The 13,706-nt window shown below is 45.5% G+C and carries 12 protein-coding genes and 1 pseudogene; 7 read left to right on the plus strand and 6 right to left on the minus strand.

The features are described from left to right. The first annotated feature begins 29 nt into the window (after positions 1-29). From ribD to murI, 7 genes are all read left to right on the plus strand, one after another. Positions 30-1,100, plus strand: a complete 1,071-nt coding sequence (ribD, locus tag H9625_RS00635) for a bifunctional diaminohydroxyphosphoribosylaminopyrimidine deaminase/5-amino-6-(5-phosphoribosylamino)uracil reductase RibD (protein ID WP_191762734.1) — start codon at positions 30-32, stop codon at positions 1,098-1,100. 98 nt (positions 1,101-1,198) lie between these two features. Next, entirely contained in the window at positions 1,199-2,671 is a 1,473-nt protein-coding gene (locus H9625_RS00640) for a DUF6242 domain-containing protein (RefSeq protein ID WP_191762735.1), read from the plus strand. Between the two features lie 16 nt (positions 2,672-2,687). Further along, positions 2,688-3,431, plus strand: coding sequence for an isoprenyl transferase (locus H9625_RS00645; RefSeq protein ID WP_022040403.1), 744 nt, complete (start codon positions 2,688-2,690; stop codon positions 3,429-3,431). Between the two features lie 5 nt (positions 3,432-3,436). Then, a complete protein-coding gene (bamA, locus tag H9625_RS00650) occupies positions 3,437-6,157 on the plus strand; it encodes an outer membrane protein assembly factor BamA (protein WP_087248432.1) in 2,721 nt (906 codons plus the stop codon). Positions 6,158-6,174: 17 nt separating this feature from the next. Beyond that, entirely contained in the window at positions 6,175-6,690 is a 516-nt protein-coding gene (locus H9625_RS00655) for an OmpH family outer membrane protein (protein ID WP_087211810.1), read from the plus strand. 84 nt (positions 6,691-6,774) lie between these two features. After that, the gene (locus tag H9625_RS00660) at positions 6,775-7,332 is read left to right on the plus strand and encodes an OmpH family outer membrane protein (protein WP_022040406.1); all 558 of its coding nucleotides are present in this window, start codon (positions 6,775-6,777) and stop codon (positions 7,330-7,332) included. 102 nt (positions 7,333-7,434) lie between these two features. After that, the gene (murI, locus tag H9625_RS00665) at positions 7,435-8,262 is read left to right on the plus strand and encodes a glutamate racemase (RefSeq protein ID WP_022040407.1); all 828 of its coding nucleotides are present in this window, start codon (positions 7,435-7,437) and stop codon (positions 8,260-8,262) included. Between the two features lie 62 nt (positions 8,263-8,324). On the opposite strand, the gene H9625_RS00670 is transcribed toward murI, so the two are convergent. The 6 genes and pseudogenes from H9625_RS00670 to H9625_RS00690 form a co-directional block, all read right to left on the minus strand. After that, a complete protein-coding gene (locus tag H9625_RS00670; protein WP_430516452.1) occupies positions 8,325-10,910 on the minus strand; it encodes a glycoside hydrolase family 2 protein in 2,586 nt (861 codons plus the stop codon). Between the two features lie 229 nt (positions 10,911-11,139). Beyond that, a complete protein-coding gene (locus H9625_RS00675) occupies positions 11,140-11,754 on the minus strand; it encodes a hypothetical protein (RefSeq protein WP_317173053.1) in 615 nt (204 codons plus the stop codon). A gap of 171 nt (positions 11,755-11,925) precedes the next feature. Beyond that, the gene (locus tag H9625_RS00680) at positions 11,926-12,444 is read right to left on the minus strand and encodes an SMI1/KNR4 family protein (protein WP_191762736.1); all 519 of its coding nucleotides are present in this window, start codon (positions 12,442-12,444) and stop codon (positions 11,926-11,928) included. Further along, complete coding sequence (locus H9625_RS17540; protein ID WP_225226162.1) at positions 12,434-12,952, minus strand: HNH/ENDO VII family nuclease; 519 nt, start codon at positions 12,950-12,952, stop codon at positions 12,434-12,436. The genes H9625_RS00680 and H9625_RS17540 overlap by 11 nt, the downstream gene beginning before the upstream one ends. Positions 12,953-12,985: 33 nt before the next feature. Next, positions 12,986-13,540 (minus strand): annotated as a pseudogene (locus tag H9625_RS17545) (RHS repeat-associated core domain-containing protein); the annotation flags it as partial. 10 nt (positions 13,541-13,550) lie between these two features. Then, complete coding sequence (locus tag H9625_RS00690) at positions 13,551-13,700, minus strand: transposase (RefSeq protein WP_394354905.1); 150 nt, start codon at positions 13,698-13,700, stop codon at positions 13,551-13,553. Positions 13,701-13,706: the final 6 nt, after the last annotated feature.

Genomic DNA, 13,706 nt, shown 5'->3' on the forward strand with positions numbered 1-13,706 from the left:
AAGGTACAAAAAGAAAAAAACATACGCTTATGACTACAGACGAAAAATACATAAGCCGCTGCATTCAGTTGGCAAAGAACGGATTATGCAACACGCCTCCCAATCCGATGGTAGGAGCCGTCATCGTACACCAAGGCAAGATTATCGGCGAAGGATACCATGCCCGTTGCGGTGAGGGTCATGCCGAAGTAAATGCCATTGCCTCGGTGAAGGACGAAAGCCTGCTCCACGATTCTACCCTTTATGTCAGCCTGGAACCTTGTTCCCATTACGGGAAGACTCCTCCGTGCGCCGACCTGATTATCCGCAAAGGTATTCCCCGTGTAGTAGTAGGATGTATTGACCCCTTCTCGCTGGTATCGGGAAGAGGTATCCGAAAACTCAGAGATGCCGGCATCGAAGTCAAGACCGGAGTGCTGGAACAAGAATGCCGGGACCTGATTAAGCGTTTTGTGACATTCAACCAGCAAAAACGTCCTTACATTACCCTGAAATGGGCACAATCGGCCGACGGATTCATCGATACCATACGTCAGGAAGGAAAAGCGGTGCGGCTTTCTTCCCCACTCACATCGGCATACGTGCACAAACTACGTGCCGAACATCAGGCAATACTGGTGGGAAGACGCACTGCCCTGCTCGACAATCCTTCACTCACTACCCGCGAATGGTATGGCAAGCATCCCCTACGGCTGGTAATCGACCGCCATCTCTCACTCCCGTCTTCCCTGCACCTGTTCGACGGAAGTACCCCCACGTGGGTGTTCACTTCAGCACCCCAGACAGGAAAGGCCAACCTGACTTTCATTCCTCTCGACTTTGACAAAGACATTCTGCCCCAGATCGCCCGTATCTTATACGAGCATAAAATCCAATCTCTGCTGGTGGAAGGCGGGAACCGGTTGCTCCAGTCCTTCCTTGATGCAGGATTATGGGACGAAACGTATGCCGAACATGTCCCCATCATATTGGGGGAAGGAGTGCAGGCACCGTCCATTCCCTGCGGTTTCCCATGCTCTTTCCTGCCAAGAGACCGGTCTGTGATAGCGCACTATGTCAACCGGTACGACAAATTGCCTGATTCGCAGATAAAAAAGTAAAGTTTATCCATAATTTTATATAAAACTTGATATAAAAGTTCCAAGTGGAAAAAAAACTTTCTACTTTTGCAACTTGTAATGCAAAGAATATACTAATAATGAAAATAAGATTTTTATCCATATTATTAGCAAGCCTGGCTTTAGCTACATTCTCAATGACATCTTGCCTGAATGATGATACAATAGAAGTAACCTATACCAACGAAACGAGCATCATCCATTTCTCGGTAGGGACACTATGGATGCAAAAAACCGGACAGGCTCAAGACGGAAGCGATTCCTTGTATATGGATACGTTGTCTATGTCGAATTATCCTTTCACCATCGACCAGCTGAACCGGACTATCGAAAATAAAGACTCGCTTCCGGTAGGGACCGACATTTCAAGAGTCGTTACCAACATCAATGCCGATTCTCCTTATATAGTATATGGCAAAATAGACTCGTTAGGTACCGAACCTGTAGATACGCTTTGGACCAATACCGACTCCATCAATTTTGCGGTGGCTCCTAGCGAAGGACTGACTTTCAAGGTTATGTCCTACAGCGGGCGGATGGGAAAAGCCTACCACATAAAAATCAATGTACACCAGCAAGAACCCGATTCGTTGACATGGGACGAAGAAGCCTCACAACAAGCTTTCGTATCACAGAGCCTGACCCGTCAGAAAGCGGTATACACAGACGGATGTATCTACGTATTCGGACAAGACGGGGATACACCTGTCATCGAATATACTACGGTCAGTACCAACGGACAGGCAGACGGCTGGATTGCCCTCGACAATGTTCCGCAAGAAACCGACTCTTATTCGGCAATGGTATGGAACGGCACGGTTTATTTCCTTGCCGACGGTACCTTGTACGAACTTTCCGGTAGTGTTATCCAGCCTTCCTCCCTTCCTGCACCAGCATATCGCCTGAAGCAACTCCTGGCAAATGCCACTACGGCAAGCGGACTTTCTTACCTGTATGCCTACACCGAAGACAACCGGTGTGTGACCTACAACGGCACATCGTGGAGCGAAGACGGAGAAGGGAGCATTTTCCCTGACGTAAACCAACGTTTCTCGTTTGCGTCATTGCCTGTTTCCTATAATTCCACCCTGACACGCGCCGTCGTATTCGGATTCCATCCCGATGCACTAGGGAATGAGTTCGGATTTGCAGCCAGCCGGCTAAATTCTGAAAACGATTGGATTGCTTACGACTATGCACAGGCCGATACTTTCTATTGTCCGAACATCGCCGACGGAACAATGATTTATTACGACAAGAAACTATATGCTTTCGGAGGATTCATCAACAGCCTTCCGCATAAAGAATACCGGCACCCGTTCAACACGTTCTTCGAGTCGACCGACAATGGTCTCTCTTGGAAACCTGTGACACGCTATGTCCGCTTCCCAAAGTCAGACTCATTCAGGCAAAAATACGAAGAAGGAGAATCACTGGGTGAAGGAAGCTACTCGTGTGTAGTAGATGAGAACAACTTTATTTGGATTATCTGGCACAACGGATATATGAGCAGAGGACGAATCAACCGGCTGGGATTCCTTCCCAAATGGTAGAAAAACGTAAAGCATCATGACATCATACAAGGACTTAATAGACAAATCACGGATTCCGGCACACATTGCCATCATTATGGACGGTAACGGGCGATGGGCTAAACAACGCGGTCATGCCCGCTCGTTCGGGCATCAGGCAGGTGCCGAAACAGTACATGTCATTGCAGAAGAAGCTGCACGGCTGGGAGTGAAATACCTGACACTTTACACCTTCTCTACCGAAAACTGGAAACGGCCTGCCGAAGAAGTGTCTGCCCTGATGGCTCTCCTTATGGATTCCATCGAGGAAGAGACGCTGATGAAGAACAACATTCGTTTCCGCATCATCGGCGAAAAGGACAAGTTACCCGTCAATGTGGCCGAACGCCTGCAACAATGCATCAAACGCACATCGGTCAATACAGGCATGTGCCTGGTACTGGCTCTCAGTTATTCATCGAAATGGGAGCTGACCGAAGCCGTCAAACAGATAGCGGCACAAGTGGCGTGCCAGAAACTTGCCGTCGATGAAATAACCGACAAGACCATTGACCAGTATCTGGCAACCAGTTTTATGCCCGACCCTGACCTGCTGATACGTACAGGAGGCGAAATAAGGCTCAGCAATTACCTGTTATGGCAATGTGCTTATTCTGAACTTTATTTTTGCGACACCTACTGGCCCGACTTCAAGGCAGAAGAATTTTGCAAAGCAATATACGATTATCAACAAAGAGAACGCCGTTTTGGCAAAACAAGTGAACAATTATTGAAACCCTAAAAAAGATGCGATACAGTTTTTTTCTTACTCTATTGGTACTGATATGTTTCAGCTTTCCGGCTATCGGACATGCACAAGAAAACAACGTGCAGGAAGGTCAGACAGATGAAGAGGACGGCTCTGCCTCTTTACACCACGATACACCACAGCCGGCAGAGCAATCGGAGACACCAGAGAACCAACCAGTCATTTTATATAACGGGACTCCCAAGAAATATGAAATAGCCGACATCAAGGTGGAGGGAGTGAAAAACTACGAGGATTATGTATTGATCGGCATCTCCGGACTTGCCGTTGGGCAGACCATTACCGTGCCGGGCGATGATATCACCGATGCTGTCAAGCGGTATTGGCGCCACGGATTGTTTTCGGATGTCCGTATTTCGGCAGATAAGATAGAAGGAAATAAAATCTGGATCCGCATCGAACTGACCCAGCGTCCGCGTATCGCCGACATCCATTTCAATGGTATCAAGAAAGGCGAGCGTGAAGACTTACAAAACAAGCTCGGCAATATGGTGAAAGGTATGCAGATTACGCCCAATATGGTAGACCGTGCCAAAATCATCATCAAGAAATACTTTGATGAGAAAGGATTTAAAAATGCCGAAATCAACATTATCGAACGCGAAGCCCCTAACGACAAGGAGCAAGTGTATGTTGATGTAAACATTGACAAGAAAGAAAAGGTAAAAGTCCACAAAATCACGATTGACGGCAATACGGTACTGACCGACAAGAAGTTAAAGCGCGTGATGAAAAAGACCAATGAAAAAGGTAAGCTCATCAACCTGTTCCGCACCAAGAAATTCATCGATGAACGTTACGAAGAAGATAAGCAGAAAATCATCGAAAAATACAACGAACTGGGTTATCGCGATGCTGTCATCGAAGTGGACAGCGTATCACCTTACGATGAAAAGACGGTAGATGTCTATATGAAAATATATGAAGGCAACAAATATTACCTACGCAACATTACGTGGGTGGGAAATACCGTTTACCCCTCTGACCTGCTGAACGAACAATTGCAGATGAAGCACGGTGACGTATACAACCAGAAGTTGCTGGACGACCGCCTTTCGAATGATGAAGATGCCATCAAGAACAATTATTATAACCGTGGTTACGTGTTCTCGAACATCGACCCGGTAGAAGTAAATATCGATGGTGACTCCATCGACCTTGAAATGCGCGTGATGGAAGGTCCGCAGGCAAGCATCAGCCATGTACGCATCAATGGTAACGACCGTTTGTACGAAAACGTCATCCGCCGTGAACTTCGTACCCGTCCTGGAGACTTGTTCAGCAAGGAAGCCTTGGAACGTTCGTACCGTGAAATCGCTCAAATGGGGCACTTCAATCCTGAAACCATCAACCCACAGGTACAGCCCAATTACGAAGATGGTACGGTAGATATTAATTGGGGACTGGAATCGAAAGCGAACGACCAGGTAGAATTTTCTGCAGGATGGGGACAGACAGGTATCATCGGTAAGCTGAGCCTGAAATTCACCAACTTCTCGTTCGCCAACCTGTTCCGCAAGAATGACAACTTCCGGGGATTCCTGCCGCAAGGTGACGGACAGACCCTTACCATCAGTGGCCAGACCAACGGACAATATTATCAGGCATACAGTATCTCGTTCCTTGACCCATGGTTTGGCGGTAAGCGCCCGAACTCACTTTCAGTATCCGCATTCTATTCTGTACAGACCGATATCAGCAGCCAGTATTACAACTCGGCTTACATGAACAACTACTACAATTATTTGTACGGATGGGGATACGGCAACTATGGCTATTATGACAATTACGAATCTTACTACGACCCTGACCGCTCCATCAAGATGTTCGGGTTCTCGGTAGGATGGGGAAAACGCTTGCGCTGGCCCGATGACTATTTCACGTTCATGGCAGAATTGTCCTACCAGCGCTTTATGCTGAAAGATTGGAGTTACCTGTATATCCGGTTGAACAACGGGGAATACATGAACACAGGTAATTGCAACAGCTTGAGCTTGAACCTGACTTTGTCGCGTAACTCTACCGACAATCCCATTTTCCCACGCCGTGGTTCCGAGTTTACCGCTTCGTTGCAAATCACGCCGCCTTACTCGCTCTTCAGCAACAAAGACTATTCTACTTACGGAAGAGACAACTACGACGAGGCAGCAAGTATGTTTAAATGGATTGAATACCACAAGTGGAAATTCAAATCGAAGACTTATACCGCTTTGATGGATATCCAGAAGTGTCCGGTCATCATGACCCGTGCTGAATTTGGTATCTTAGGACACTTCAACCGTTATAAGCGCTCTCCGTTCGAAACCTTCTATGTCGGAGGTGACGGTATGACAGGATACAGTTACAACTACGCATCCGAAACCATCGCCCTACGTGGATATGAGAACGGTTCGTTGACCCCCTACGGAAGCGAAGGATATGCTTATATCCGTCTGGGAGCTGAACTCCGCTACCCGCTGATGTTGGAAAACTCTACCAGCATCTATGCCTTGGGATTTGTAGAAGCCGGAAATGCATGGACGGATGTAGCAGACTTCAATCCGTTCAAGCTGAAACGTTCTGCCGGAGTCGGTGTACGTATCTTCCTGCCGATGATTGGTATGATGGGTATCGACTGGGCATACGGTTTCGACAAGATCAACGGCTCTACGCAATACAGTGGAAGCCAGTTCCACTTTATTATCGGACAAGAATTTTAACCTAAAGACCCAAAGATATGAAAAGATTGATTTTCTCTGCAGCACTGCTTGTGATAAGCCTCTGCGCGGCACAGGCACAGAAATTCGCGTTGATAGACATGGAATTTATCTTGAAACATATCCCTGCCTATGAACAGGCAAACCAGCAAATGGAATCGCTGTCCCAACAATGGCAAAGCGAAATAGAAGCCAAGAGCAACGAAGCCAAAGCCTTGTATGAGGCTTACCAGAAAGATGCCGCTACGCTGACCGATGCACAACGTACTGCAAAAGAAGAAGCAGTTGTGGCAAAAGAAAAAGAAGCAGCCGAACTCCGGCAAAAATATTTCGGTCCTCAAGGCGAAATGATGAAGAAACAACGGGAACTTGTCGCTCCTATCCAAGACAACATTTATAATGCTGTTAAAGACATTGCTATGGAGCAGAATTACGATGCAGTTATTGACCGCGCCTCGGCACAAAGTATGATTTTTGCCTCTCCGCGCATTGATATCAGCAATGAAGTGCTCTCACGCTTAGGATATTCAAATTAATTTTATACATTTGCAGCCGTTCTCTTACGAGAACCGCAACAGGAACAAAAACAATAAATTAAAAACTAATAGAAAATCAAGATTATGTTGAAAAGAATTGCTTTATTATTGCTGCTCGTCGCTCCGATGAGCTTGTTCGCGCAAAAGTTCGCGCATTTTAAGTCTATGGACATCATCCCGGTAATGCCGGAATATGCCAAAGCCCAAACTGATATTCAAGCTTTGCAGAAACAGTACGAAGACGAAATCAAACGTGCTTCAGACGAGTTCAGCAAAAAATTTGCAGAATACCAACAAGAACAAAAGACACTTCCGCAAAACATCCAGGAACGCCGCCAGAAAGAATTACAGGAAATGCAGGAAAAAGGTATACAGTTTCAGCAGGAAGCACAGCAGCAGCTGCAAAAAGCTTATACTGATATGATGGATCCGATTTACAAGAAACTGGAAGATGCAGTAAAAGCTATCGGTGCAGCTGGCGGATACACCTACGTTTTCGACCTGAACCGTACGGACATCCCTTACATCGATGAAAACGTATCGAAGGATGTTACCAACGATATCAAAACCAAGTTGGGTATCAGCCTGACTGCAGTACCGGCAACACCGGCTGCATCCGCAACTACTACTCCGGCAAACTAATCCCCTTCTGTTTATTCACCGCAGATTAACACAGATTCTCGCAGATTAAAACTTTACATTCTGCGCCGATCTGCGTTAATCTGCGTTTCTGATTTAAATATCATGACAACCACAGGACCCATCGGCATCTTCGATTCCGGCTACGGAGGGTTGACTATCCTTGACAAAATACGCAGCCTGCTTCCTCAGTACAATTATCTCTATTTAGGCGACAATGCCCGTACCCCCTATGGCACACGTTCGTTCGAAGTGGTATACGAATTCACTTTACAGGCGGTACGAAAACTCTTCGAGCTGGGATGTCCATTGGTTATCCTTGCCTGCAATACAGCTTCGGCAAAAGCACTCCGCAGTATCCAGCAACAAGACCTTCCACATCTCGACCCAGCCCGCAGAGTACTGGGCGTAATACGTCCTACCGTAGAATGCATCGGCAACTTGACCCAAACCCGTCACGTAGGGTTGCTTGCCACCGAAGGTACTGTAAAGTCACAATCCTATCCGTTAGAAATTCACAAGCTTTATCCCGAAATCCGATTGACAAGTGTATCCTGTCCCATGTGGGTACCATTAATAGAGAATAATGAAGCCCAAAGCCCTGGTGCCGATTATTTCGTACAAAAATACCTCGACCGCCTGCTTTCCCAAGACCCGGAAATAGATACCATCATTTTAGGCTGTACTCACTATCCTCTTTTGTTGGATAAAATCCGTTGTTACACTCCGTCACACATCCGCCTGGTAGAACAAGGCAAATACGTAGCAGCCAGCCTGAAAGACTACCTTATCCGACATCCGGAAATACGGACCCATTGCGAAACGGGAGGGAATTGTCTTTTCCTTACTACCGAATCGGTAGAAAAATTCCGTGAGTCAGCCCACGTCTTTCTGCATCAGGAAGTGCAGGTGCGTACCATTGCATTAGAATAAAGAAATAAACACTGCACACAGCCTCATGAGCGTATGCAACCGTGTGCAGTGTGTGTTATGTGTCAGTATAATTGTCCGCGTACCTCCACTTCAGCAAGCTTCGGTGTCACGTATCTTTCAGAATGAGGAAAACTGATACGAAGATAATGCATTTTTACCTGCCTGTCACTTTTTATCAGGTCCGAATCTAGCGGAACATGGTTGCCGGTCTTATCCGAAACCACGATCCAATCTTTATTGTTCTCAGACACTTCAATCTTGTACTGATACGGAGCTGCACCTGCAAACCGGACACAAACCTCATCCAACATCAAGAAACGTTCCGTATCAAGTGTCCAATATACCTTTCGGTCTGAATTTTCAGGTTCCCACCAAGTATCAAGCTTACCATCAGCAGCATATCCTGTGGCATGTCCCTGTGCAGCACTGCTACCAAAAGCTGGGTTATTCAATCCGAAACTTTGCATTTTATGCTGTTTCTGCAAAGCAAAGGGAATATAAGGACGATTTTTCACTTGGGGAGTCTCTCCTTCTTGATATACGGGAGCTCCGGAAAATGTCAGTTTAACGCGAGCCGGCTCCAAGCCTGGTGAAGTAGCTTCAATGACCGATTCGCCTGCATAATAGGAGCGAAAGGCAATCGCTGCTTTTCCATCCATGATACGAATGTCACTATCCGCTTCAAACAGGATGCTGCTACCGGTAGGAAACTCGCCCGGTCCCGATAGCAAAGTCAGCCTGACAGCCGGCGAATTGCTCAGTTCTCTGCCTGTTTCATCGAGAACAGTTACCGTCAACTGAACATCGTCCGTACCGTCGGCCCTGATGCCGGTATATTGCGAGGCTTCCAACCGCAACCTTGCCGGAATGCCTGACACACTCCATATCGGAGGGGCTATATTGGCATAAGCATTCCGGTACCAATACCAAGAACGTTTCGGAATGCGGAAATAATCAACAATTCCCATTTTGCCCATTTCTTCACCAAAGATACTTCCGTGGTCGAACCCACACCAGATGGCTTGACCACTCCGCCATTCTACACCTTTCCAGGCGTCATTTTTCTGTAAGTCTCCCCATCCCGGGATATATTCGCCCGGCCGGTCGGATGTTGTGCTTCCGTATTCCGTTACCATATTCGGTATAGGCGGCTGCTGAAAATCAAGAATGGTACTTCCATCACCGTTATACCCCACAATATCTCCTATCAAGTCAATGCGCTCTGTTCCCAACGGACGCTGTGCACCGCCTATGGCAGCAGGACGTGTCGGGTCAAGCTGGTGTGTACGAGCCACCATTCTCTCCAATAGTTTCCTTATCCCATGCATTGTTTCCGGTGCAGTAAAAAAAGGCTCGTTGCACATGCTCCATGCGATAATGGAAGGATGATTACGGTGGATACGTATCATTTCCTCCAACTGCTGCAAGACATTTTCTTCAAATTCTTTGCAGTCCTCCTGGCGGACTGGATAAGCACTTGCTGTCCAATATCCGTCTTTCTTTTCTCCTGCCGTAGCCCAAAAGGGAGCTTCCGACCAGAAAAGCACACCTTCTTCATCACAAGCTTTCGAAAATGCGGGAGAATGCGGATAGTGAGAGCCGCGGATCATATCAAAACCTGCTTGCTTAACCAAAGCCACATCACGGCGTGCTGCAGCATCGGTCACAGCATCACCCCATCCAGCCTGGTCTTGATGAACATTTATTCCTTTAAAATACAAATGTTTCCCATTCAGGAAAAAACCGTGATCTTTTGTCCATTCAAACCAACGGAAACCGAAGGACGTTTCCTCTCGGTCTATCAGCTCATCACCTTTGAAAAGCAGACTTTCCAACTTGTACAAGACCGGATGTGACGGGTGCCACAGGAAAGGATGCTCTATTCTTTCTGTTTGCTGTTTTACAACCTGGTTCGTATTGCCTTTCAATTGTATTATCTTTTGTGCGGATGCGATAATCCTGCCTTCAGATGACAGAATATTGGAAACCAAACGGAAATTGCCAGTTTCAGGCTCCGAATGACAAATCTCCGTTGAAATGTCCACAATTCCATATTTGCCATTACTTACATCAAGTCCCGATGTCGTGACAAATGTTCCATACCAACCGATATACGTAGAAGATTTCAACACTAAACGGACATTACGGTATATACCTCCGCTAAAAACATGTTCCCCACCGCGCGGTGCCACAGTGGGTTGCCATAAATTGTTAACCCGTATTGCAAGCACATTATCTCCTTTTTGTGCCGCATCAGTTATGTCAACCGAAAACCCTGTATACCCCCCGCAATGCCGGTCTATAAACTTTCCGTTTAAAAAGATTTCCGCTTCCTGAAAAACACCGTCAAACTCTAGAAAGATTTTTCCCGAGAGATTCCTTTCTGTAAAAAACACACGCTTGCGGTACCACCCATATCCGGTATAGAAATCTTTCGACATAAAATAGGGAATACTAAACGAATGAGGAATCCCAATGGTCTCCCAGTTATTGTCGTCATAATCCGTCTTTTCGGCTCCTTGCAAGTCTCCTTGCATATACTTCCATTCCCGGTTCAGATTAATGACCTCACGAGGAGAATAGGCATATCCCACACTGCAAAAACAAAAAAGTACCCAAAAATTTATTGCCCATAAACAATGCCTCATAGTAAACATAGTTTTTATATTTGTGATTATAATCTAAATGAATATCCTCAAAATACCAGTAGATAAAAAGAGTCAGAAGGAGTTATGCCTTCGGCAGGAGTCAGAAACAGGTCTATGGGGCTTTAACTTCTGGACCAAGTGATAACTCCTGTAAAACATAACTGCTTTTAACTCCTGAGTCAAATCAAAAAAAGATCCGTGTCCGTTTGTCAGCCGTTTATGTAATACCTCATCTGTCCGAATCAAACGTGACCTTGCTTGGCAAATTTAAACAATTATATTGAATACTTGTAATATTCCTGTTCAAATCTTTCGTCAGGTTGCCGTTTTTATCGTATGCGTACTCGCTCGCCTGCTTTACAGCATCTTTGAACTCGAAACCGTTGTTGTAAGCCGTGGCGGTTGTGGCATCATCCACCCGTGTTATCAGATTGCCGCTCAGCGTATAGGTCAGGTTGTCTATCAAGCCGTAACCGGTTGAGGAGGTCTGTCCGTAACGCTGCAAGCCCTTGATATTCCCGTTCAGGTCATAATCCGTAACCTTTTCCGTGAAACGGTTGGCGTTGCTACCGATATTTGTGACTTCGCCGTATGTAGCAGAAGTCAGCCGGCTCAAACCGTCGTAGGCAAACTTATAGCCCCTTACCGTGCTTTCGTTACCAGCCTTCCAAGTCAGGCTGCTGATGTTTCCGCCATATTGCGGTGTACCGCTGCCCGTGTTATAGTACAGGTTCTGCGTAAACTTGCTGCCGCTGATGCCTGTCAGCCAGTCGCGGATATTGTAGCTGTACGTCTGCTTGTTGGCCGTACTGCCGTGAAGGCTTTTCGTCTGAAGCCTGCCCAATTCGTCATACGTATTACTTGCCAGCGTAATTTCGGCATGGCTGTTCAGCTGATCTCAATCATCTTCATTTTTATAAAAATTATGCCAGCAACCTTTTGAAACAGATTTTGATTCTGAATCAAGGTTACTGGCATATAAACTTTAAAAACACTTTAACTGATAAGAAGAAGGCTACATTTTTCTATCTCCATTATAATCGTAGTCTTCCAATGTAAGAGCTATAATCCAATTCTTAATATAATCAGCCAAACTTTGGTGTGTTACTTCCGGTGGGTCAGATTCACTATATTCATAATTAGAATACCAAAAAACGATTTGGTTAGAATCGCCACCGTTGGTTTTCACATGAGTATCGAAACAATAAAAGTTTCCTCCTCCATCAGGGCTGAACGGTATTAAATGTTTATATTGAGGTACAATTACTTCAAAGTGTTCAATATTATAACACATAAATAAGTCATAATTCTTTTCTTTATCAATTATACCTAACACATTATCTCCCATTAAAGAAAATCCGTTTGTAATACTAAGAAGATATTTATAATCTTCTGGAAGTTTCACTCCAAATGTTGCCTCAAAACGTTCTATTAAGACAGGATTAACAGGTTCTCGCCAATCTAATATCCGAGATGTAAATTTCTGCAGTTCTGCAATAACCTCATCCATCTCTTGTTTTACTTTACTGTTCATATTCTTTCTTCCAATATTCTTTTTTAGCTTTTTCAAATTCTTTTCTATCTATTTTACTAGGTTGACCCAAATTAGGATGGTTTTTCTTGAAATTACCCTTTCCACGATGTTCCTGCCAATGCATTTCCTTAAAAGGCCCATTAGGATTTTGTCCCTCATGATGAATATCAACAGGAGTTCCATCTTGTTTAAAAGTCGGTGCATTACCAGATTTAGAAGGCGGATTTAACAAACTACGGTCTATTTTATTTTCAGGAGATATTTCTATCTTTAAGGTTTTATCCTTTATAGCCGTTCCAGTTACATCTGAAGCCTTATCAACCTGCTTAGCAGTTTTTACCGCATCCACTCCTTTATCCGCAGCCTTTAGAGGCTTGGTTGTACCAGCAGGAACAAAAGGAAGAGCGGCAGCTACGGCATCTACACCCAAATCAACCCAATGGCTTTGGGCGGAAACATGGTCGCCACGGATATGGGCAGCTACGGCTGCACCTGCATCGTAAAGCATATTGCCGATGTCCCATACCGTATCCCAAATCTTGCCGTCCTTGTCTATGCGGATAACGGGATTGCCGCCACAATAAACATAGGGGGAACTCGGATAATCTTGCTCCGATAACGGGTCAATGCTTACAAACCTTCCCAACGCCGCATCATAGTGCCGTGCACCGTAATCGTACCAGTTCAAGCCGTTCTTGTTATCGAACTCCTTACCGTTATACTTGTACGGCTGGACATTGTTCGTTGCCGCGAACACCTCGCCGAAAGGATAGTAATGGTTCGTTTCCTCGACCGTCCCCGTTGAGCTGATGACCACACGGTTATTCCCCTGATGGTCTTTCAGATAATAATGGTATTTATTATCCGCCAAAGTAACATAACCCTCTTCCGTCAACAGGTATTTCTGACTGCCGTTTTCATAGACCACATTCCCGCAATAGTCTGTCGTGGTGGCCGTACTCCCTGTCTTATGAACCGTGCGAAGCTTTGTGCCATCAGCCGCATACAGATAGGTTATCGTACTTCCGTCTTTAAACGTGACCTTGCTCGGCAAATTTAACGAATTGTATTGAATAGACGTAATATTCTTAGAAGCTGTTTTGATTTCATTCGATAAATTTGTTAAGGATGATTTGTATGAATGCAATCTGTACCATAGCTTCCGCAGTTTCAGCAAGGAATTCGTAATCGATGGTCAGCCTTCTGAAGTTTTCCAGCCATGAGAAAGAGCGTTCCACAATCCAGCGTTTGGGCAGTACCTG

The sequence above is a fragment of the Phocaeicola intestinalis genome (genome assembly GCF_014837065.1).
GTDB classification, from domain to species: domain Bacteria; phylum Bacteroidota; class Bacteroidia; order Bacteroidales; family Bacteroidaceae; genus Phocaeicola; species Phocaeicola intestinalis.

Excerpts from the sequence above, each read along its gene's own strand:
- H9625_RS00640 (WP_191762735.1), top strand. The coding sequence starts at position 1,199 with ATGAAAATAAGATTTTTATCCATATTATTAGCAAGCCTGGCTTTAGCT.
- H9625_RS00670 (WP_430516452.1), bottom strand. The coding sequence starts at position 10,910 with ATGAGGCATTGTTTATGGGCAATAAATTTTTGGGTACTTTTTTGTTTT.
- H9625_RS17540 (WP_225226162.1), bottom strand. The coding sequence starts at position 12,952 with ATGCTTTACGATGCAGGTGCAGCCGTAGCTGCCCATATCCGTGGCGAC.
- murI (WP_022040407.1), top strand. The coding sequence starts at position 7,435 with ATGACAACCACAGGACCCATCGGCATCTTCGATTCCGGCTACGGAGGG.
- H9625_RS00660 (WP_022040406.1), top strand. The coding sequence starts at position 6,775 with ATGTTGAAAAGAATTGCTTTATTATTGCTGCTCGTCGCTCCGATGAGC.
- H9625_RS00645 (WP_022040403.1), top strand. The coding sequence starts at position 2,688 with ATGACATCATACAAGGACTTAATAGACAAATCACGGATTCCGGCACAC.
- bamA (WP_087248432.1), top strand. The coding sequence starts at position 3,437 with ATGCGATACAGTTTTTTTCTTACTCTATTGGTACTGATATGTTTCAGC.
- H9625_RS00680 (WP_191762736.1), bottom strand. The coding sequence starts at position 12,444 with ATGAACAGTAAAGTAAAACAAGAGATGGATGAGGTTATTGCAGAACTG.
- H9625_RS00655 (WP_087211810.1), top strand. The coding sequence starts at position 6,175 with ATGAAAAGATTGATTTTCTCTGCAGCACTGCTTGTGATAAGCCTCTGC.
- ribD (WP_191762734.1), top strand. The coding sequence starts at position 30 with ATGACTACAGACGAAAAATACATAAGCCGCTGCATTCAGTTGGCAAAG.